This is a genomic window from Nevskia sp. (genome assembly GCF_023266035.1).
GTDB lineage: Bacteria > Pseudomonadota > Gammaproteobacteria > Nevskiales > Nevskiaceae > Nevskia.
Window position 1 is genome coordinate 1 of the sequence record NZ_JAHFRY010000087.1, and the last position, 21,140, is coordinate 21,140.

General features: G+C 64.7%; 20 protein-coding genes and 1 pseudogene. 2 read left to right on the forward strand and 19 right to left on the reverse strand.

Features of this window, described 5'->3' with window-relative positions; translation table 11 throughout:
* From Q0D45_RS14040 to Q0D45_RS14065, 6 genes and pseudogenes are all read right to left on the reverse strand, one after another.
* A pseudogene (locus Q0D45_RS14040) lies at window positions 1-368 on the reverse strand (hypothetical protein); the annotation flags it as partial.
* 41 nt (window positions 369-409) lie between these two features.
* Window positions 410-1,918, reverse strand: coding sequence for an amidase (locus tag Q0D45_RS14045; protein WP_293393893.1), 1,509 nt, complete (start codon window positions 1,916-1,918; stop codon window positions 410-412).
* Window positions 1,919-2,201: 283 nt separating this feature from the next.
* Window positions 2,202-3,911: a flotillin domain-containing protein gene (locus Q0D45_RS14050; RefSeq protein ID WP_293393895.1), complete on the reverse strand. Its 1,710-nt coding sequence runs from the start codon at window positions 3,909-3,911 to the stop codon at window positions 2,202-2,204.
* A 44-nt stretch (window positions 3,912-3,955) separates the two neighbouring features.
* Window positions 3,956-4,585 (reverse strand): YqiJ family protein, encoded by a 630-nt coding sequence (locus tag Q0D45_RS14055; RefSeq protein ID WP_293393897.1) that lies wholly within the window; start codon window positions 4,583-4,585, stop codon window positions 3,956-3,958.
* A complete protein-coding gene (locus tag Q0D45_RS14060; RefSeq protein ID WP_293393899.1) occupies window positions 4,582-5,259 on the reverse strand; it encodes a PspA/IM30 family protein in 678 nt (225 codons plus the stop codon). The genes Q0D45_RS14055 and Q0D45_RS14060 overlap by 4 nt, the downstream gene beginning before the upstream one ends.
* A 1-nt stretch (window position 5,260) precedes the next feature.
* Window positions 5,261-5,776, reverse strand: coding sequence for a hypothetical protein (locus tag Q0D45_RS14065; protein ID WP_293393901.1), 516 nt, complete (start codon window positions 5,774-5,776; stop codon window positions 5,261-5,263).
* Window positions 5,777-5,966: 190 nt separating this feature from the next.
* Here Q0D45_RS14065 and Q0D45_RS14070 point away from each other — a divergent pair, with 190 nt between their 5' ends.
* A complete protein-coding gene (locus Q0D45_RS14070; RefSeq protein ID WP_293393903.1) occupies window positions 5,967-7,568 on the forward strand; it encodes an amidase family protein in 1,602 nt (533 codons plus the stop codon).
* 121 nt (window positions 7,569-7,689) lie between these two features.
* Here Q0D45_RS14070 and Q0D45_RS14075 read toward each other — a convergent pair whose 3' ends face one another.
* The 8 genes from Q0D45_RS14075 to Q0D45_RS14110 all read right to left on the reverse strand — a co-directional run bounded on the left by Q0D45_RS14075 (window position 7,690) and on the right by Q0D45_RS14110 (window position 16,227).
* A complete protein-coding gene (locus Q0D45_RS14075; protein ID WP_293393905.1) occupies window positions 7,690-8,439 on the reverse strand; it encodes a S9 family peptidase in 750 nt (249 codons plus the stop codon).
* A gap of 438 nt (window positions 8,440-8,877) precedes the next feature.
* Window positions 8,878-9,915, reverse strand: a complete 1,038-nt coding sequence (locus tag Q0D45_RS14080) for a TonB family protein (protein WP_293393907.1) — start codon at window positions 9,913-9,915, stop codon at window positions 8,878-8,880.
* A gap of 14 nt (window positions 9,916-9,929) precedes the next feature.
* Window positions 9,930-11,057: an acetamidase/formamidase family protein gene (locus Q0D45_RS14085; protein ID WP_293393909.1), complete on the reverse strand. Its 1,128-nt coding sequence runs from the start codon at window positions 11,055-11,057 to the stop codon at window positions 9,930-9,932.
* Entirely contained in the window at window positions 11,047-11,376 is a 330-nt protein-coding gene (locus tag Q0D45_RS14090; protein ID WP_293393931.1) for a hypothetical protein, read from the reverse strand. The genes Q0D45_RS14085 and Q0D45_RS14090 overlap by 11 nt, the downstream gene beginning before the upstream one ends.
* The gene (locus tag Q0D45_RS14095) at window positions 11,377-12,177 is read right to left on the reverse strand and encodes an asparaginase domain-containing protein (protein ID WP_293393911.1); all 801 of its coding nucleotides are present in this window, start codon (window positions 12,175-12,177) and stop codon (window positions 11,377-11,379) included. It abuts the gene before it with no gap.
* An 8-nt stretch (window positions 12,178-12,185) separates the two neighbouring features.
* The gene (locus Q0D45_RS14100; protein WP_293393913.1) at window positions 12,186-13,214 is read right to left on the reverse strand and encodes an asparaginase; all 1,029 of its coding nucleotides are present in this window, start codon (window positions 13,212-13,214) and stop codon (window positions 12,186-12,188) included.
* 50 nt (window positions 13,215-13,264) lie between these two features.
* Window positions 13,265-14,995, reverse strand: coding sequence for a hypothetical protein (locus tag Q0D45_RS14105; RefSeq protein WP_293393915.1), 1,731 nt, complete (start codon window positions 14,993-14,995; stop codon window positions 13,265-13,267).
* A gap of 98 nt (window positions 14,996-15,093) precedes the next feature.
* On the reverse strand, window positions 15,094-16,227 hold the full coding sequence (locus Q0D45_RS14110; RefSeq protein ID WP_293393917.1) for a cupin domain-containing protein: 1,134 nt from the start codon (window positions 16,225-16,227) through the stop codon (window positions 15,094-15,096).
* Between the two features lie 257 nt (window positions 16,228-16,484).
* On the opposite strand from Q0D45_RS14110, the gene Q0D45_RS14115 reads away from it, so the two are divergent.
* Window positions 16,485-17,879, forward strand: a complete 1,395-nt coding sequence (locus Q0D45_RS14115; protein WP_293393919.1) for a TolC family outer membrane protein — start codon at window positions 16,485-16,487, stop codon at window positions 17,877-17,879.
* A gap of 7 nt (window positions 17,880-17,886) precedes the next feature.
* Here the strand turns inward: Q0D45_RS14115 and Q0D45_RS14120 are convergent, their stop codons facing one another.
* The 5 genes from Q0D45_RS14120 to Q0D45_RS14140 form a co-directional block, all read right to left on the reverse strand.
* A complete protein-coding gene (locus tag Q0D45_RS14120; RefSeq protein ID WP_293393921.1) occupies window positions 17,887-18,093 on the reverse strand; it encodes a hypothetical protein in 207 nt (68 codons plus the stop codon).
* A gap of 239 nt (window positions 18,094-18,332) precedes the next feature.
* On the reverse strand, window positions 18,333-19,340 hold the full coding sequence (locus tag Q0D45_RS14125) for an NAD(P)-dependent alcohol dehydrogenase (RefSeq protein ID WP_293393923.1): 1,008 nt from the start codon (window positions 19,338-19,340) through the stop codon (window positions 18,333-18,335).
* A gap of 113 nt (window positions 19,341-19,453) precedes the next feature.
* Window positions 19,454-20,254: a hypothetical protein gene (locus Q0D45_RS14130; protein WP_293393925.1), complete on the reverse strand. Its 801-nt coding sequence runs from the start codon at window positions 20,252-20,254 to the stop codon at window positions 19,454-19,456.
* Window positions 20,255-20,410: 156 nt separating this feature from the next.
* Complete coding sequence (locus tag Q0D45_RS14135) at window positions 20,411-20,755, reverse strand: DUF4286 family protein (protein ID WP_293393927.1); 345 nt, start codon at window positions 20,753-20,755, stop codon at window positions 20,411-20,413.
* Window positions 20,756-20,814: 59 nt separating this feature from the next.
* The coding region (locus Q0D45_RS14140) for an inorganic diphosphatase (RefSeq protein WP_293393929.1) at window positions 20,815-21,140 on the reverse strand (326 nt) is incomplete at its 5' end.

The window sequence follows — 21,140 nt, forward strand, 5'->3', positions numbered from 1 at the left end:
ATCCAGTTGCCGCGCGCAGCGGCCTTGTCCGCCGCCTTCGCTTCGGCGCGAGCGCGGGCGTAGCTGTTCATGACCACCGCGTTGAGCATGTCGTTGACGCTCAGCTGGCGGGCGATGTAGGCCTCCACCGCTTCGCTGGCCGACACCTTGCCGGCCCGGATCAGGCCGGCGAGCTTGGTCGCCGACATGTAGATCAGCTCGTTGCTGGTGTCGGTCGATACGGCAAGCGCGCGCGGTGCGGCCACCGAGGCGACGGTGGCCGAAGCAGCCGCAACGGCGCGGGCCAGGCCGAGGAACTCGCGGCGGCTGCGCGGCTCGGGAAAGCTGTGATGCGCAACGGCAGGCACAGCGGTTTCAGGCTTGAACATGGCGGGCTCGGCTTGATTCGGGATAGAGGTTCGCGGGGTGTTCACAGCGGCGGTGGAATCCAGCCGCCGGTCTGCGCTTCGATGTGGGCCATCGCCGCCAGCACCACGTCATCGCGCCAGGGCTGCGCCACCACGTGGATGCCCAGCGGCAAGCCTTTGGATTCTTTCGACGTGCCCACGCGCACCACGCCGGCGGGCCAGCCGGTGGTGTTGTATTCGCTGGTCATGCCGCCGTAGCCCGCGCCCCATTCCGGCGACTTCAGGAATTCGGCGGGGACTTTCTGCACCGCACGCCAGGTGACCGGGCAGAGGATCAGGTCGTACTGCTCGAACCAGGCGAGCTGTTCGCTCTTGATCGCGTCCATTTTTTCGCAGAGGCGCGTGAACTCGGTGCTGGCCACGGCATCGCCGCTGATGTTCAAGCCGGGCGAGGCCTGCGTGGTGCCGTGCTTCTTCAGCAGGCGACGCATGAACGCGCGGCCGTCGGCGCCGGAGAACGCACTGCGGGTGTCGGCCAGTTCCTTGAAGCGCGGCGGCCGGTCTTCCTTCACCTTGCAACCCAGCGCGCGGAAGTAGCCCACGCACTGCTTGATGATCGCCTGCACTTCACCGCTGACCTTGACGCTGCCGTTGTCGTCGTACCAGGCCACGCGCAGCTTGCTCAGATCGACGTCTTTCGAGGCGCCCAGCGGCACCGGCGCCATCGCGGCGTCGGACGAGTCCTGGCCCATCATGATCGGCAGCAGCAGTTCGATATCGGCCACGCGGCGCGTCAGCGGGCCGATCTCCTGGAAGGTATCGAACGGCCCGCCGTAACCGACGATATGGCCGGTGCGCGGCACGCGGCCATAGGTGGGCTTCAGACCGGCGATGCCGTTGGCGAACGCAGGCCCGCGAATGCTGCCGCCGTAGTCGGAGCCGATGTCGAAGTACGAACCCGCCGCCGCGACGATGGCACCGGCGCCTCCGGACGAACCGGAGCACAGATAGCCTTCGCCGTAGGGGTTGTAGGTCTGCCCGTGCAGAAGATTGAAGGTTTCGCGGGCACCGCCGCCGAGGGTGAACTCCGGCGTGTTGGTCTTGCCGAGCAGGATGGCGCCGGCTTCGCGCACCCGGGCAACCACGGTGGCGTCCTTGCCCGGCACGAAGTCCTTGCGGCCCAGCGTGCCACCGGTGCTGACCACGCCGGCGGTATCGAAGGAATCCTTCACCGTGAACGGCACGCCATGCAGCGGGCCCTTGATCTGGCCCCTGGCGAGCAGCGCATCGGCTTCCGCAGCTTCGGCCAAGGCGCGTTCGCGACACTGCGCCACCACCGCGTTGATGCGCGGGTTGACGAGATCGATGCGCGCGTAGCAGGCCTTCACCACATCGACGGCGCTGACCTGCTTGCTGCGGATCATCGCCGCGATTTCGACCACGGAGCGCTCTACCAACTGCTCCGGTGTTCCGGCAGCGGCGAAGGCCGAGCCGAAGCGACCGAGCGATGCGGCGGCGGTCGCGGCGGCGGTAGTACCGAGCAACTTGCGGCGTGACAGCCTGTAGTTCATCTGCAATGAGCCCTGGGATCAGATCGGCGGCTTCTTCCAGCCGCCGCTTCTGCGTTCCAGGCACGCGGTCACGGCAACGCAGATTTCGGAAGCTGGAAGCGCTGTACTGATTCAGACGCGGGGCGGGACCGCTCCCCTACCTGAGCAACTCGGACCCTCAGAACAACAAGCCCCGATAAGGCAAGTAACCGGGGCCGAGGTCCCGGTTAGCTGTCGGCAAGCTTCGTCGACCGTACCCGTCGCTCCAGCCATCTCAGCATGAAGCGCGTGCAAACAGCCGGCTCTACAGCGTTGGCGGGCTTGGCTTCTTGAGCATGTTGGACAGCGAATCGGCGACGCCGGTGATGCCCTCGTTGGAAAGACCGGCATCCTTCATGACGGCGTCGATGATCGGCTTGGCCAGCTGATACTGCAGCGCCGAGTTCATCACCTGTTCGGGAAACGTCGCACCGCCGCCCTGGCCTCCGCCCGCCCCCGAAGACAGCCCACCGCCGGATGCCCCGGTGCCTGGCATGCCATTGACCTGGAAGATGCGGATCGAATCGATCTTCTCCATCGGCCGCACCGCCTGCTCCAGAATCGTCGGCAATTGCTGCAGCAGAAGCGTACGAACCTGCAGATCGATCTGCGCCGCCGAAAGCGTGTTCAGCGCATCGTTGATGGCGCGCTTGCCTTCTGCTTCAGCGATAGCCGCGGCCTGCCGCGCCTTCGCCTCGATCGTGACCGCTTCGGCACGATCCATCGCAGCCTCCTTCTCAGCGGAAGCCGAAACCTTGACCGAAATGGCGTTCTGCTCGGCTTCCTTGGAAGCCTCGATCAGCTGGATGTTCTTGTCGCGTTCGGCGATAGCCACCTGACGCGCGGTGTTCACGCTTTCCTCCGCTTTCGCTGCTTCGGCGCGTGCGACATTGGCAGCCGCGTCGGCATCGGACTGCTCCCGCGATTTGTTGGCGATCGCGATCTGCGTGTCCTGACGCGCGATTTCGACTTGCTTTCGCTGCTCAGCACGCTGCATTTCGGTCTTGCGTTCGAGTTCGATCTCACGGCTCTGGATCGCGAGGTTTTTGTCGATCTCCGCCGATTTGATTTCCCGCTCGGCCTCGATGCGCTTCTGGGCGACCTGCCGCTCGGCCTCGATCTTGGATGCTTCGGCCTCACGGCTGCGCTCGGCCTGCTGGGTTGCGATCAGCGCCGATTGTTCGGCGCGGGTGTTCTCGATCTCGCGCTTCTGCGACAACGACGCGAATTCCTGATCTTTCTCGATAGTGAGCTTGATCCGCGAAGCTTCCAGGTTCTTGGTTCGTACCAGAACCTCGGTGTCCTGTTCAACGTCATTGCGCTGCTTGCGACGCGCCTCGGTCTGTTCAGTCAGGCGCGTCAGGCCTTCGGCATCGAATGCATTGTTCGGGTTGAAGAACTGCTTGTCAGTCTGGTCGAGGCTGGTCAGCGACACCGACTCGAGTTCAAGCCCGTTCTTCTCGAGGTCTTCGGCCACGGCGTTCTGCACGGCCTGGACGAAATCACGGCGTTTGTCCTGCAATTCCTGGATCGTCATCGTCGCTGCCGTTGCTCGCAGAGAGTCAACGAACTTGTCTTCGACGAGGGCCTTGAGCTCGTCCGGGCTCATCGTCCGCGCGCCCAGCGTCTGCGCGGCGATGCTCACTGCTTCCTCGGTCTGCTTCACGCGGACAAAAAATGCCGCCGTCACATCGACGCGCATGCGGTCCTTGGTGATCAGGCTCTCACGCTCTCGCCGGACGACCTCCAGCTTGAGCGTGTTCATGTTCACGAGCACCCGCTCGTGAAATACCGGCAGCACGATGGCACCGCCATCCATGATCACCTTCTGCCCGCCAAGACCGGTGCGAACGAACGCGGTCTCCTTTGTCGAACGCTTGTACAGGCGCGCGAAGATGATGCCGATGGTCAGCAAGGCGATGAGGGCGATGCCGGCAATGCTGGCAACGACGACGATGTTGTCGAAATTTTCCATCTCGGATTGGCTCGCTTGAACGATTGGGAAGGACGAAGGAAGAATCAGACCAGCAAGGTGGGATGCGGATTGGCGATGCAGCGATAGAACGCGCCGGCTTTCCTGACGATCAGCACTTGCGCGCCTTCCTCGAAGACATCGGCGTCCATATCTGGCTCGACCATCAGATAATGCGTGCGGCCATGCTGATCGCGGACCCGTGCCTGCGCCGCCAGACCTCTACGCGCGATTCCCGCAGAGATCACGCCGGTGCGTCCGATCAGCGTCATTTCGCTGACCGCGCTGGTTTCGTCGCGTGGAATGATGTGCGCAACCAGTGCGCCAAGGCTGCGTACCGTCGCCATGCCTGAAGGCACTGCGACGAAGCCCGCAAGCCAGGCAGGAAGATAGAAACCGAACAGTCCATTCATCGCCAGCTGCAGGCCATAGCCAAAAATTGCGTAGCCGCTCAGGAAAAGTACCAGCACGACCAGGGACGGCACCTTGCCGATATGCAGCCAGCCCAATACCCGATCGAGACCGCTGTCGCCATCGATCTCCGGCAGCAGCTGATCGAGCTGGTTGCTCGGACTCAGCGAGAACAGCATTCCCAATCCTTCGACAATGGCGATGCCGATGATCAGTGCGAATGCGATTCCGAAAGGTAGGGTTTCCGCTGCAGCGAAAAGTGTCATGCCTTTCCTGCCTTGAGCAGTGCCATGCGTTCGGCGATCTTGTTGTCGCGCGCCAAGTCGTCCAGTTCCTTGAGTTTGGCCGCCTGCTGCAGACCATTGGTGCGTGCAGTTCCGCTGAGACCTGTCTGTCGCGCGTAAACGCGATCGAAGGCATCAGTGACACTGTCCATGCGCTGTTCCGCCCTGCTGCCGGCACTTCCTCCGCCTTGCGACAGCAGCGCCGCAGCGGCGGCACGACTGCGTCGGAATTCGATCAGCGCATCGTTCATTTCACGCTTCTTGGCCAGCAGCGCCGCTACGTAGCTCTTCAGTTCGGTTTCACGGCGCGCCAGCTCGGCCAGGGTGGTTTCGAGCACTGGAATCTGCGCCTCGATATCCAGCTGCCGCGCCACGGCCGCACGCGCCAAATCTTCGCGAATCTCCGAGAGCGCAGTCTCGATCTGCTCGGCGAGCTTCTCATGCTGACGGTTGAGACTCGCGTGCTGCTGTTGCGCCAGATGCCGGTTCGAACTGACCAGGCCGAGTTCGTGGCGCACGTCGTCGATCACCGCGTCTGCCTCGCGAATGGACTGCTCCATCACCGCTTCCGGCGCCTGGTCTTCAAGGCGGTCGATCAGGGAATGGACACCGCCAGCAATCACGCGGCCTACACGAGTCTTGAGAGAATCAGCCATGTCAGGCTCCTCTAGCGTTTGAGACGATGCCAGGAATAGTGGATGCGAGTTCGATGGTAGCCGCGATGTGGCGTCGGATCACCGCGGGATCGAAGGCTGCGGCTGCAGCGGTTGTTGCCTGACGCAGCAGCGCTTCGCCAAGCGCCAGAGCGCGCCGGACCAGTGCTTCTTCGATCCGGGCCGCGCCTGCCTCGTCCTCCGGAACCTGGCTCACCACCAGCGCAAGGCTGGTTGTGAGGTGATCCAAGATCAGGTTCAGCACCTCGGAATGACGCCCGGACCGACCTTCGACGCGCACCAGCGCATCACGCAGCCGCCCCGTGAGATCACGTGCCCAGGTATTCGCGGCCACGTAGTCCAACGCGCCATCGTGCTGACGCTTCAGCTGCCCGAGCAGGACACGCAGCTTGTCGCTGTTCGTGGTTGCGCCTTCGACCTGCAATTGCGCCAGCCAGAGATACAGATCGCTGGGGATGCGTACGGACAGCGGTTCCATCGAGTGGGATTGCGTCGCCATCGAGGCTTACTCCGGTAGATGGATTCAATCGTATACGTTTGACTTCGTTTGTCAACAAAATCGTGTAGAACGTATCGACAGACGGTGTTGGTGTTCACGCCGCCCAAGCGAACGGCTGCCCTACGTAGGGGCAATGCCGACTCGGGCCGTCCTCTTCAGAAGACCGCCCCGCTTCACTGGAGAACCTTCAATGCGTCACCGCCGCCTGTCCCTGCTCGCCGTACTCGCTGCCGCGCTGATCGCCGCCGCACCCGCCCACGCGCTGCAGATCGAGGAAGCCAGCATTGCCGACATCCAGGCCGCTTATCGCTCGGGCGAGCTGAGCGCGCGCCAGGTGGTGGAGATGTATCTGGCCCGCATCGAGGCTTACGACAAGCAGGGCCCCTATCTGAACTCGATCATCAACCTCAATCCGAAAGCGCTAGAAGAGGCGGACCGCATCGACGCGGCTTTCAAGGCCAGCGGCAAGCTCAAGGGGGTGCTGCATGGCATCCCGGTGCTGGTGAAGGACGTGATCGACGCCGACGACATGCCGAACACTTCCGGCTTCCAGGGCTGGAAGAACTGGATGCCGAAGCGTGATGCGACCCTGGTCGCCAAGATCAAGGCGGCCGGCGGCATCATCCTCGGCAAGGCCTCAACGTCCGAGTTCACCAACGGCGGCGGCGACAACATCAACTCGGTGCTGCCGGGCTTCGCGCGCAATCCGTACAACACCGCGTTCGCCACCGGCGGCTCGTCCGGCGGCACCGGCGCTTCGATCGCCGCGAGCTTCGCCACCGTCGGCATCGGCACCGATACCGGCGGCAGCGTGCGCATGCCCGCCGCCCACAACGCCCTCGCCGGCCTGCGGCCAACCGTCGGCCTGGTATCCCGCGACGGCATCCAGCCGAACAACAGCGTCCGCGACACCGCCGGGCCGATGGCACGCAACGTCACCGACATGGCCCTGCTGCTCGACGCCATCGCCGGCATCGATTCCAGTGATGCTGCCACCCTGCGCGCCAAGGGCCACATCGCCAAGACCTATACCTCGGTGCTGAAGAAGGACGCGCTGAAGGGCGCGCGCCTCGGCGTGCTGCGGCAGATCTTCACCGCCAAGAACACCGATCCGCGCATCCTTGCGAACTTCGAGAAAACCATCGCCGAACTGAAGGCCGCCGGTGCCGTGATCGTCGATACCTTCGCCGTGCCGGAGATCGAAACCCTGCCACGCGCGCCACAGACCTCGGCACGCCGCAAGGACGACATGAATCGCTACCTCGCGGCTCATCCGGGCATCCCGTATCCGACGATGGAAGCAATCGCCGCCTCCAAGCTCGCCCATCCGCTGCACCAGGTGCGTATCGAAGCCGATGCCGCCGCCGGCCCGGTCGCCACCGATCAGGAAACCATCAAGGGCCTGGAAGTCGAAGAGGCCTACAGAGTCGCGTTCACCAAGGCGATGGACAGCGGCAAGATCGACGCCGTGGTCTTCCCGACCTGGGCACAACTGCCGGTCGTCAACGGCGACCGCAACACCCAGCTGATGACCGAAGAAGCCAACCCCAAAGGCGGCGTCACCGGCCTCGGCAGCAGCCTGACCTTCGTCGGCAGCACGCTGCAATGGCCGGCGCTGTCAGTGCCGAGTGGCTACCTCGGCCAGGGCCTGCCCGTCGGCCTGCAAATCCTCGGCCGCGCCTGGGATGACGCGAAGATCGTCGGCTACGCCTATGCCTACGAGCAGGCCACGCGCTATCGGCGACCGCCGGCCAGCGTGCCGGCTTTGGGACCAGTGGTGGCGAGGGATTGAACTCACGTAGGGCGGGAAAGTGGCCGGCTTCTTGGCCGCGCATCCCGCCTTGTCTGGCAGTCGGCACGTCGCGGAAGGCGGGATGCGCCTGCGGCTTTCAAGCCCTACGCAAGCTGTCTGATCACAGCGTGCGAACGAACCACGCCACCGTGACATCCTGCGCTCGCTGAGCGAGCGGGGCACCGGGATCGAAGACGCGGAAGATGTGGTCGGCGCCGCCGATCAGCCCGGCTTCGGCGGGCTGGCCGGGGGCGATGCGCAGGAACTCGGCATCGTGCTGCGGCAGGTGATCCTGCGAGCCGCGCACGGTGAGGAAAGCGCCGGGGTATTTCGCCAGCGAGCGGTCGATATCGAAGCCGCGGAAGCTTTCATAGAACGCGCGCTGGGTAGTGATCTTCTTCCAGCCCGGGACATCCTGTGTCGCCTCGCCGTCGCGCAGTGCTTTCTCGACGATCTCCGGCGCGCTCTGCTGCCACATCGCGAACTGATCGCCGCCCGGGCTGGACCAGACCGCCATGGTGCGGAACCACGCCGGCTTGCTGCCGCCGGTCTCGATCGCGGTGCTGGCGCCGAGGCTGAAGCCCCAGACGCCGATGTGCTTGGCGTCGACGCCCTTCTGTTTCAGTAGGAAGGCATAGGCCGATGCGGTATCGGCCAGCCGCATCGGGAAGGTGGATTCGATATGGGTGCGCAGGCGATCGCCCTCGCCACGAAAGTTGATCCGCAAGCTTGCAATGCCTTTCGCGGCCATCGCCTGCGCGAGGTGCTTGCCGAGGTCGCCGACACCGTCCATGTCATCGGCGAAGCCATGCAGCATGAGCACGGTGCGTCCGTCCCAGCCGCTGTCGGGTGTCAGCCAGGCAGCGCTCACGCCATTTGCGACCTCGACCCGCTGCTCACCGGCCTGCACGGTGCCGACTAAGCCTGTGAGGACGTAGACCCAGAGCATGCAGAAGAGGCTTGGAATCAGGGTGCGTGCATTCATAAGCGAGCTAGATTTCCCAGTACTTTGGAGGAGGAAATTTACTTAGATAAGCATCTCTGCTGCCACTCTCTAAACCATAAAACCACTGTGCCCATTGCAATAGGCAGGATTCGCCAGCGCCCATTCGCCAACCGATGTCGCCCACAGGGATGGTTGGAAATCTGATCCAAGGCGGTTCCATTTCGGAAGCATCCATTCCTTATCCGTTAATTCCCGTAAGCAAGCCCGGATGCAATCCGGGATCACGCGCCCCAACGGAGAGAGAAGCCCCGGATTGCATCGGGCTTCGCAGGCTAAGCGAAAACTCCTTCCCGACCAAGCGCGCTAGAACTGCATCGCCATCGTCACCCTCACATCAACCGCCTTCCCGTCCTTGATCGGCGGTTCGAACTGCCAGCGTGACACCGCCGTGATCGCCGACCAGGCGAGGCGTTGGTCTTTGGCTTGCAGCGCATGGGCGTAGCGCACGAAGCCGGATTTGTCGACGATGAACTCCAGCCGCACGGCTTCCTTTTCGTAGGTCTGCGCGCGGTCGAGAATCGGTAGCGGGCGGTACAGCACTTTCGGCGAACGATCGAGTGCGGCAGCGAGCGGGATCGACGAGTTTTCCTTGGCGACCTCTCTCAGCAGCACCGGCCGTTCGGCATCGAACGCGAAGTCGCGCTCCTCCTGCCCGAACTTGCGCGTGTACTTGGCAGCTGCCCAGGACGGCTCGCCTTTGCGAGTGGCCGGCTTGAACGTCCAGGCCGTCAGCGAAGCTTCCAGCGCTTTGCCGAAGGCTTCGTGACTGGCTGATGTGACCTTGGTCTTCTGTACCCGGCCTTCGGGATCGATGACGAACACCACGGTCGCCTCGCCTTCGACCGCGTCGCGGAGCAGTTCGTAGGGATAGACAACCGGCAAGGCCAGCTTCACTTCCGCCGGTGTGTCGTAGCGCAGCTCTTCCGGCAGCGTTGCGAGTTCGGCCGCGCTCAAACGGAATGGAGTCGTGAAGTCTTCCTGCGTTTCACGCGATTTCAGCTGATATTCGAAGCGCTGGCCGAAAGTCTTGCAGTGCTGGGTGTCGTCCGCTGGAATCGGCTCGATGCGCCACTGCAGCAGTGCGACAACGGTGGCGCGCTCGAAACTTGGATGCGAGGACTCTTTCAGCTCGATGTCCCGGACGTTGCCTTCGGGCGTCGCTCCGAAAACGGCAGAGACGCTGCCATTGTTGCCGAACATCCTGAGGTCTTCGGGATAGTTGGGCGCGATGCGGCTGAGCGGTTTGCGCTTCACGCAATCCTCGCCTTCCGCGGCCGCGGTGCCAGCAGCCAGCGACAGCAGCGCGCAAGACAGAACTCTGTATGCGCGCTGTGGCTTCATCAGCTGTCCCGGTCTCAGCGCTTCCCGCCCGCCGCCCAGAACGTTGGCAGCTTGGCCTTGGTGAACAGCGATTTCGCAATCATCGAATGAATGCCCTTGGTCTCGTCGACCACCTGGGTCACCCGGAAATCGACCGCCGCACTCGACAACGCAAAGGCATGCGCGAAGTCCAGGCCATAGACGTCGCCGAGCAGCGCGTTGGTTTCGCGGGTCGCCATCTGCATCGCCGTGTCGAGATCGGGATCGAGACCGAAGGCCATCAAGTGGGTTGTGCTTTCGGCCCGCGGCGCGGTCAGCTTCTTGCCCTTGTGCAGCACGAATTGCAGCACCGAGGTGTTGGCGGTTTCGATGGCGTTGATGGTCACTTCACCGTCGCCCTGCGCGGCATGGCTGTCGCCGGTGAAGAACAGCGCGCCCGGATGAAACACCGGCAGGTACAGCGAGGTGCCGTCGATCAGTTCCTTGCAGTCGAGATTGCCGCCGAACACGCCGGGCGGGCCGCTGCGCCGGTTGGGGCCTTCGATTTCCGCCGGCAGCACGCCCATCACACCCTGGAACGCGTGCAGCGGCACTTCGATGCCGCCGCCGAACGAGCCCATGGTGCGGGCTTCGTCGAAGTTGACGACGACGGTGAACGGCTCCTTCACGTCATCCGGAATGGCACCGCGGCCGGAGCGCTGGCCGACCGTGCCATACGGCAGGCGCGGCACCACCTTGAGGATGCGCACTTCGAGGGTATCGCCCGGCATCGCGCCTTCGACGGCGATCGGGCCGATCAGCAGATGCCCGGTCTTGATCTCGGCGTAGCGCGGCGTGTCCTTGATCACGGTGTCGATCTCGCGGATCGCTGCCGTTTCCTCGGCGTTCAGCTTGATGCCGTTGTCCTTGATCCAGGCGAACGGGTCCTGCTCCATCCAGCGATTGCCGCCGCCACCGTCGATGCGCACGGTATCGCCGGACTTCACGGTCAGGATCGGTTTCTTCTGCGCCGGGAAGTTGCCGATCACCGAGTTCTCCGGCTTCAGCTTCACCCAGTGCTGGTACTTCGGCAGCGTTGGTGCCGCAGCGCTGGCAGCCGTCGCGAAACCGGCGAGCAAGGCGCCCGCCAGCAACGTACTCAGCGAGCGGCGATCAGTACTCATTGAAGATTCTCTGGATGTCGCCGACGTCCTTGGTCTTGGTCAGCGCCAGCTGCAAGAGGATGCGGGCCTTCTCCGGCACCAGATTGTCGCCGGGCACGATCTTGGCTTCGCGACGGCGCGGCGTGTCCTGCACGCGGCCACCGTGGGTGCGCGCGGTGGCGACCACGACCACGCCCTTGGCCTGGGCGCGCTTGATCGCCTCGGTCTGGCTGGTGGTCGGGCTGCCGGCGCCGGTGCCGTCGACGACGATGCCCTTGGCGCCGTTGGCGACCATCGCGTCGATCACGTAGCCGGGCGCATCGCGGTAGGCGTAGGCGATCTAGACGATCGGCAGTTCCTTGTAGTCACGGCCGGCGAACTCCGAGGCCATGGTGTGCCGGCGCAACGGTTCGCGGTAGAACTTGACGATGTCCGGATCGGCGAAACCGATGGCGCCGACATCGATGCCCTTGAAGGTCTGCACGCGGTAGGCCGAGGTCTTCGAGACATCGCGCGCCGTGTTGATGTACTGGTTCATGCAATGGAGCACGCCCTTGCCCGCCGCTTCCTTGGTGCCGGCGACTCGCACCGCGTCATAGAGATTGCGCGGGCCGTCACCGGACAGCGCCGTCCACGGCCGCTGCGAGCCGACGAAGACGATCGGCTTGGCGGTGTCGATGATCAGGTTCATCAGGAACGCCGATTCGGCCATGGTGTTGGTGCCGTGGGTGACGACCACGCCGTCCACCGTCGGGTCCTGCATCAGCACCCGTAAGCGGGCGGCGACACGCAGGTCATCGCCCTGGGTTTCGCCGCTGGCGCGCTCGACCGGCGGGCGGCCGTCTTCGAGGCGGATGTTGGCGATGGTCGCCAGTTCCGGTTCGTCGTTGAACCAGTCCTGCGGATCGACTCGCGGCACGCCCTTGCCGCCGTAGTTGGCGACGTTCAGGCGCGGCGTGCCCCGGCTGGCGATGGTGCCGCCCATCGACATGATGACCACCGTCGGCAGCTTGGTGCCGGGCGGCAGCGCAGGCGGCAGCGGCGCGTAGGTGGGGATTTCGGCAGCGCTCACAGTCAGCGTGGGCGCAGCGGTGAGCAGCGTTGCCGAGATGACGGCAACGATCAGGGAAAGACGGTTCATGGGTGATCTCAGTATTCGTCGAAGATGCGCTGGATCTCGACCGGATCGGTCGTCTTGGTCAGCGCCAGGCGGAGCAGGATGCGAGCCTTCTGCGGCGGCAGGTTGTCGGCGGTGACCTGGCCCTTGGCGGCCACCTTCTCGCTCTTGACCACACGGCCGGAGCCCTTGCGATCGCTCTGCACCACCACCACGCCCTTGTCCTTCAGTGCCGCCAGCGGCTCGGAATAACCCCCGCTGTTGACGATGCCCTTGGCACCCGCCGAGACGAAGGCCTTGACCGCTGCGCCATCGGATTCCTGATAGGCGTAGAGCACATCGACGCGCGGCAGGCTGCTGAGCTTCGAGACATCGAACTCGCTGTGCGAGGTGTGGCGGTAGATCGGCCGGCGATAGAAGACGATGCTGTCGCTGTCGGCGAAGCCGAGCGGGCCGAGATCGCGGGCGATGAAGGTATCGACGCGATAGGTGTTGTTCTTGGTGGTGTCGCGGGCGGCGTTGATCTCGTCGTTGAGCAGGATCATCACGCCCATGTCCCTGGCCTGCGGGGTGGCTGCCACCCGCACGGCGTTGTAGAGATTCATCGGGCCATCTCGGCTCACCGCGGTGAACGGCCGCATCGCACCGACCACGATGACCGGCTTGTCCGACTTCACCGTCAGGTTCAGGAAGAACGCGGTTTCTTCGAGCGTGGTGGTGCCATGGGTGACCACCGCCCCGGCGGCTTCGGGCAGCGCCAGCCAGGCGTTGATCTGCTGAGCCAGGGTCAGCAAGGTGCTGGCGTCGATGTTGCCGGAACCGACGTTGCTGACCTCCGCATAGCTGAGCTGGGCGACATCGCGCAGCTCCGGCAGATCGTCGACCAGCTCGGACGGCGTCACCCGGCCATCGGAATACTCCATCAGCTTCTGGCGATGCGCGCCTTTGCTCTGGATGGTGCCGCCTGTAGTGAACAGGCGGACTTGCGGCAGTGCCCCGGCCTGAACCGGCGCAATCGCCAGCGAAGCAAGGCAAAGCAGCCACAACAACGAGCGAATCATCCGCAGTCTCCGGTTGGGTAAGTGAACAACGAGGTATTCATTTCGGCCGCTCATGGCGCGACCTGCGCCAATTGCTGATCGAGCTGCTGCATCTGTCTGGCCCAGCCATCGCGCAGGCGTTGCGCTTCATCGAGGCTCATCGCTTCATGACCGGGATGGGCGATGCTGCCGCCGCGCGCCAGCGCGCGATCGATGATCTGCAGCGGCTCGGCGATGCCATCGCGCTGCAGGGCCAGCTGTTCGATATCGTCACGGCCGCTCAGCTGCGGCAGCAGCGCGTACTGCACCCAGCGATGGCTGTAGAGCAGCAGCGCCAGCTGGGCATCGCGGGACGAGGAATCTTCGAGCCGCGCCAGGGCCCGAACGCGTGGTAGCTCGCGGTCCATCGCGCTCAGCGCTCGGCGGGCATGGCGCTGCGCCTGTTCGCGATCACCGGCGCGGGCGGCCTGCACCGCTTCCTTCAAGGTTTCGGTATAGGCCGGCTGCGGGACCGACCAGGACGCCGCGGCCACCGTGGTCATCAGGCCCAGCGGCAGGCCGAAGATCAGCAGCGGCCGCAGCCAGTCGCGCAGGCTCGGGCCGCGACGGCCAGCCGGCGCTGGATCAGCTGAACCTGTGGCGCTGCCATCGAGCGTCGCCGCCGTCCCTGGCTTGCGCAGCTTCCAGATGTAGCCGTCGAAGTAGTAGTGCATCAGCGTCGACGTGAAGCCGAGCGCCAGCACCGGAATGGTGATCCAGTCGGTCTGGAAATCGGTGGTCAGGCCTTCGCCGTAAGCGATGCAGGCGATCACGTAGAGCGCGGCGGCCCACAGCGTGTTGCGGCTGTGCAGCCAGCGGAACCAGCCGGCGCGCGTGGCATTCGGGCGTGTCGCGAGATTGCGGTTGTAGCGCCAGACGATCGCCAGATACTGGGTCATGTGGACGATGCCGACCGTCGCGAAGCCGACCTTGAACGACCAGCCCGGCGCCCACTCGCGGATCAACGCGTTCGGCGTGTAGCTCAGCCACATGACGCCGAAGGTGAGCACCAGCAGCGCCACCTTGGCCGGGCTGACGAACCAGCCGCGCCGCCAGCACCAGAACAGATAGCCGGCGTAGACGACGCTGGCCAGGGTCGCGATCGCTGCGGCGCCGCTGGTCATCGCATCGACGGCACCGGCCGGCAGCGCCAGCAGCAGCGGCACGGCCAGTCTGGTGTCGAGATCCTGCAGCAGCTCCGGCAGCCAGGCGCTGGAGGCCAGCAGCAGATAGAGCATCCAGGCCGTGCAGACCATGCGATCCATGCCGGCGGCCAGTGCCCGCGGCGCGGCATTGCCGCGATCGTAGATGCGCATGAAGCCGTAGTGCTGCATCAGGAAGTGCCACGGGTCCCAGAGCGTCAGCAGGATGAACAGGTAGAAGAACTGTTCGAGGCCGTAGCCCTGTGCGCGCAGATGGATCAGCACCGCCAGCGACAGAGCAAACGGCAGCAACGGCGTCAGCAGCCAGCGCCAGCGGTCGGCATTGAAGGTATCGAGATCGCCATACAGGCGGAGGTAGGTCGGCAGGTGATGAGCGACGGTCAGCACCACATGGGTGACCAGCACCAGGGTCGCGGCGCGGTCCGCCGGCAGCCAGGCGAAGGTGGCGATGGCCAGCGCCAAGCAGAGCACCGGTGCGGCGATGATCAGCAGACCATCGAGGCCCGGCGACAGCACCCAGCGCTGCTGCATCGCCCCGGTCGAACGCTGCCCGATGCTGCGGGCAGGCGATTCGGCGGACATCGAAAGGCTGTGGTTCATGGCGTCGGCGATAAGGCAGCGTGGCGGCCTGTACTGGTGACGCATGGGAGACAGCTTCCCCTACCTGCCGAAGCTCCCTTCCGGTCGACGACGAGCGCTCAAGGCTCGGCCAGCTGCACGCCACCGGTGACGATGCAGCCATGCGCCGCCAGCTCGAACACGCCCTCCTGCAGCAGCGCTTCCGGCACGTCGATCAGCGCATCCGACAGCGCCGCGAAGCTGCACATCGGCACCGTCGCCAGCAGCTGGATGATCCGCGCCCCCAGCCCGTCCGCCGGCAAGGCCCGGCCATTGATCAGCAACGTTTCCGGCGTGCGCACCGCGGCCTGCGCCGTCGACAGCCGCAGGATGGTTTCCGGGCCGATGGTCCGCTCGCCGGCGAAGCGCGCCAGCTCGAATTCCGGCACCGGGCGATCGGCCAGCGCGATCTCGCGGCGGTAGTCCGCGAGCACGGCGGGATCGAGCAGCAGATCGCGCAGCGCTTCGACGGCAGCACCAAGATCGCCAGCCGCCACGCCGGGATCGGTCGACAAGGTCTGGCGCACGGCCAGGCGCTGCGGCGCGACCCGGGCCAGCGCCCAGCCGAGAAAATCGTGCATGGTCGGCGGATACAGGCCGACCGACAGATGAAAGCTCGGTTCATCGAACGGCAAGGTCTGGTGCCACCAGCCGCGCGGCACGTAGAGCATGTCGCCGGGCGACAGCACGCAGTCGAGCACCACCTTGTCCGGGCACTGCATGGCCATCGCTTCGCTGGTGTGCTCGGCCAGCGGGTTCATGAAGGTCGGCTGGAACAGCTGCCAGCGCTTGCGGCCGATCAGCTGCACGGCATAGACATCATGGGTATCCCAGTGCTTGTCGAAGGCGCATTTGCCGCCGAAGCTCAGGTAGCCGTTGCCGATGCCGGACGCACCACCCAGCCGCGAGACCGCCGCGCACAGCTGGCGCGCTTCCAGCGAATGCAGTTCCATGCGGTTGAAGACCAGCGCAGCACCTTCGCGCAGCAGGCCGTAGAAGCGTTCCTTGATCAGCCGCGGGCGCGACATGCCGAGTTCGCCGGCACGCTCGACATAGCTGGCCGGATCGACCGCGCCATCCTGGAACAGCTGCAGGTTCTGCGGTGTCGGTTCGAGGGTGTGCAGCAGCGCGTCGATGCGGTCCCAGTCGAGCCCGTGCTTGACCACGGCGCCGCGATACAGCCTCGGTACGGCGCTGGGGCTGATCGTCGACATTCTCGGGGGACCCCCTGCTTCTGCAGCCATGCTCGGCTCCGGTTGTGGTTCAGGGCGCGCCGGCCAGCGGAGCGAAATCCGGTGGCGGCAGGCAACAGCGGCAATGCCCGTTTCAACGGGCCGTCCAGCTAGAGACGCAGCCGCGCGCCTGCACCCCACCTCGATGATTGCTTGCTGGCAGCGGTGGGGGAGCCGCCGCCGCCAACGTCTGAACAAGGACGGCATCGTTTCGCCGAACCCTTTTGCCAGGAAGCTCCATGCGCTGCCCGATAGTCCCTGCCCTGCTAGCCGGCGCCCTCGTCGCGCCCTGCGCCACCGCGAACGATCTGCTCGACAGCTACCACGAAGCGCTCGACCAGGACCGCAGCCTGCTGGCGGCGCAGTACGCGCGCGATGCCGCCGTCGAAGCCAAGCCGCAGGCGGTGTCGGCATTCCTGCCGCGGCTCACCGCCACCGGCAGCCACGAGCGCAGCCACAACGAGATCACCACCAGCGGCAACCGGATCATCACCGACCCGACCAATCCGGCCCCCTCCGCGAGCAGCAAGGTCGATTTCTACAACACCGCCGACCAGGCCCAGGTGCTGCTGTCGCAAACCCTGTGGAGCTTCGAAGCCTTCCAGCGCCTGAAGCAGGCCGACATCAGCGTGGCGCAGGCCGAGGCGACCTACCGCAATGCCCAGCAGTCGCTGATCCTGCGGCTGGCCCAGGCCTATTTCGAAGTGCTGGCCGCCAACGATGCGCTGCGCACCGGCAGCGCCGAACGCGCCGCCACCGAACGCCAGTGGCAGCAGGCCGAGCGGCGCCGTGAAGTCGGCCTGGCGACGATCATCGACGTGCAGGAAACCCGCGCCGCCTTCGACGCCAGCATCGCCACCGTGATCGCCGCCGAGCGCCGGGTGGCCAATGCCCAGCGTGCGCTGGAAGAGATCACTGGCCGCGAAGCCGATCCCGGCCAGGCGCTGGCCGAGAACATGCCGCTGGCACCACCCGCGCCGGCCCGTATCGAGCCCTGGCTGGAAGCCACGCGCAGCGACAACTACGACCTGCGCATCGCCCGCCTCGGCACCGAGATCGCCACCCGCAATGTCAGCGCCGTGCGCGCCCGCCACTACCCGACGCTGGCGCTGACCGCGACCTATACCGAGAACCTGAACAGCAGCGAACGCAATGCCGATTCCACCCGCGGCGGCATCGGCGTCAACATCAGCCTGCCGATCTACGCCGGCGGCATGATCGCTTCGCAGGTGCGACAGGCCGCCGCGCTCGGCAGCCAGTCGAAGGCCAGCGAGGAAGGCACCCAGCGCGCCGTCGAACGCCAGACCCGCGACGCCTTCCAGGGCGTGATCTCGGGCATCGCCAGCGTCCAGGCCACCCAGGCGGCGATGAAGTCCAGCCAGCTGGCGCTGGAATCGAGCCAGCTGGGTTTGAAGGTCGGCACCCGCACCGAAGTCGATGTGCTGACCGCACTGCGCAACCTGTACGCCGCGCAGCGCAGCTACTCGCAGGCTCGCTACGACTACCTGATCAGCGTGCTGAGCCTGAAGCGCCAGGCCGGCCGGCTGGCGGAAACCGATCTCGCCGAGATCGACGCGCTGCTGATCGTCCCCGGACCAGCGACACTGCCACCCGCGACACTGCCGCCGGGTTGAAACCGATTCAGGAAACTGCGCGCGACCGCCGGTTGACCAGCAAGCCGAAGCCCAGGGCCGTCACCACCATCGTCAGGCCGTAGATCATCGGCGGAATGCCCATGGTCGGATTGCCGAGCAGCTGCGGCGACAGCGCGATGGTGATCGCCAGCGCTGCGTTGTGGATGCCCACTTCGAGCGCGATCGCAATCGCCTGCGGCTTCTTCAGTTTCACCATCAACGCCACCGCATAGCCCACTGCGGGATTGCCGCGCTCGGGCTGGCTGAGCGTGATCTGGCCGATGCCGTCGATGCTGCATCTCGGCGTAGGACTAGGTCTCGTCCTCGAAGCTCAGTGCGGGATGCTGTTCGGCCCGCAAGGCTCGGCGACGGAAGCTTTCAGCGAGACCACAGGGGTAGGCACTTGTGACGTTGTCCATGAGGCGAGTCAGAAGCACAGCTCGTTGATCGGCCTCAAGGCGCGACGTCGATCACGATCTTGCCGAAGTGCTTTCCGGACAGCTGATATCGGAATGCCTCGGCCAGCTCACTTAACGGGAAGCGCCTGTCGATAGCCGGCTTGATGTTCGATTCTTCGAGAAAGCGGACCATGCTGATCTGCATGGCGCGGCTGCCGACTGCGACCGGGCGGATGTGCTGCTGCTTGATCATCCACTGGGCCAGATTGATTTCGGCCTGCAGGCCGCCAAGGATGCCGATCAGCACGACACTGCCGTCGACGCGAACCGCTGCGATCGACTGCGCCAGGGTGGCCGCGCCGCCCACGTCGATGACGTGATCGACGCCGCCGTTCGAAAGCGCATTGACCGTGTCACCCCAGTGGGTATCGACGCGATAGTCGATCACGTGGTCGGCGCCGAGCTGGCGCAGGCGTTCCAGCTTGGCTGGCGACGACGAGGTTGCGTAGACCGTGGCGCCGAAAGCCTTGGCAAGCTGCAGCGCGAAGATCGAGACGCCGCCGGTGCCTTCGACCAGCACCTTGTCGCCGGCCTTGATCTGGCCGATCTCCACCAGCGCACGCCAGGCCGTCAAAGCCGCACAGGGCAAGGTTGCCGCTTCAGCATAGGAGTAGTTCTGCGGCATCGGGGTGAGCGCGGACGGGTCCACCACGCTGAGCTCGACGGCACAGCCATCGGTGGAATCGCCACCCAGACGACGCGTGGTTTCGAACGTCGGCGGGCCGTCCTGCCAGTCCGGAAAGAACAGGCTCATCACCTTGTCGCCGCGCTTCCATTCGGTTACGCCGCTACCCACTTCCACGATCTCGCCTGCACCGTCGGAGATCGGGATGCGGCCCTCGCTGGTCGGCATCAGGCCGGCCGCAACCGCGTAGTCGTGGAAATTCAGCGACAAGGCATGCCAGCGAACCTTGACCTTGCCCGCTTCGACGACAGGTTCGGATCGCTCTTCGATGGTCAGCGATTCGAGGCTTGCGGGCAGATGGACTATTGCTGCTTTCACGAAATGTCTCCTGATATCGAGCTTGAGAAAGAGGGGTTAGTCGCTGTCGGGCACCGATCGTCCGCGACGGCGACCCCTATCGAACAGCCCTGCGTGTTCTGACGCTTTGCGGCTTATGCAGGCTCTCGCAGGCCGCTCGCTTCGCGATCGAGTTCCTTGAGCATGTACCAGCTGGTCAGCAGCAAATAGGTTCCCCACACGGCCATCGGCAAGTAAAAGCCGAGCAGGCCGTGATAGGCGAACGGACCACTCTGGAAGAAGGCCGGCCCGATAGCGGTGAGCAGCGAGGCAGCGCCGGCAAAGGTGAACCAGGTCAGCCAGCGTGGAATCATCGGCACCGGACGCATGTCCTGCATTTCGACGATGGCGGAGGCGATCATTTCCACCGCGAGATAAATCCAGCCGAGCAGAAAGGCCATCCAGGCCCAGTCATTCCAGGCTTGTATGACATCGGCACCAGTCTCCGGCCGATACGCCGCCACGATCCAGGCGCAGGCGTTGAGAAAGATGATCACCGAGATGAAGATGCCGCCAACGCCCGCCGTGATCGACCACAGCGGCCAGCGGCCTTCGATCTTGGCCAGCATGATTGCGAACTGGATCGACGCCGGCACCAGAAAACCGCAGGCAATGTAGAAGAGCGTGCAGCCGATGATGGTCTGCCAGTGATAGGTCTCGGTGTACCAGACCTTGGTCGCTTCCAAGCCCAGATCGGCTCGGGCCGGTGCGTAGAAATGGGCAATGCCCAGCCATCCGATCACCGTCAGTGCGACAAAGACCCAACTGCACCACAGGCCGATTTTCTGCGAGGTCACGCTTGCTTGTTGTTGCATCGTCATCCCTTCTATTCGGTGGATTACCCGCCGGAGCTGCTGGAATTGCGTGACCAGGTGCAACCGAGTGCGCTCGGACATGCTGCCTCACGCAGCCATGCCCGCAATCGACTCCGTTGGCGGATCAAGCTGCTCGGCCGTGACGGCGGGATCGCTTCGTCCGTCGGTCACAGCAGGCTTGTGCGAGTGGGTGCCTTGCCTTCCTGCAAGCGGTTGGCAAGGCGCCCATGGCATCACTCAGGAATCGGCAGTCACGCGGGGCGTGATCGGCACGCAGAGACTGCCGGTGACACTCGCGAAATTGAGCGTTGGGCTGATATCCACTGCGCCCGATTCGATGCCCTTGCGCAGCGACGCGGCGAAGACTTCGAGTTCTTCGTTGGTCTTGGCTTCGATCTCGTAGATGGCGACGTAGCCGTGGCTGTCCGCATTGACGCCAGGGAGCACGGTGACGCCCTTCTCGATCCGATATCGGGTGGCGGAAATCACGCCGGGAACCTTCGATACATCTTGCACATGCTTCTTTGAATACCAGCGATTGAATTCAGCATCCGTATCCGGACCCGTGGCATCCGACAGCACCAGAAATATTGATCGCACCATTTCTCTCTCTCCTTTTGTCGTTGTGGTTTGCAGCTCGGTTACGCGATGTAGTCAGCGATGCCTTTTTCGATCTCGCCGCGCGCGGCAGCCGCATCGCGCCAGCCGGAAATCTTGACCCACTTGCCCTTCTCGAGCGCCTTGTAGGAGCTGTAGAAGTGGTGGATTTCGTTCTTGACCCGCTCCGGCACATCGGCCAGATCGCGCAGATGGTCGTAGGCACCGTTCGACACCTTGTCGACCGGCACGGCGAGCAGCTTGGCATCGGTGCCCTTCTCGTCTTCGGTGTCGAGCACGCACAGCGCGCGGCACTTGATCACCGAGCCGGCAACGACCGGATGCGGAGTGATCACCAGCACGTCGACCG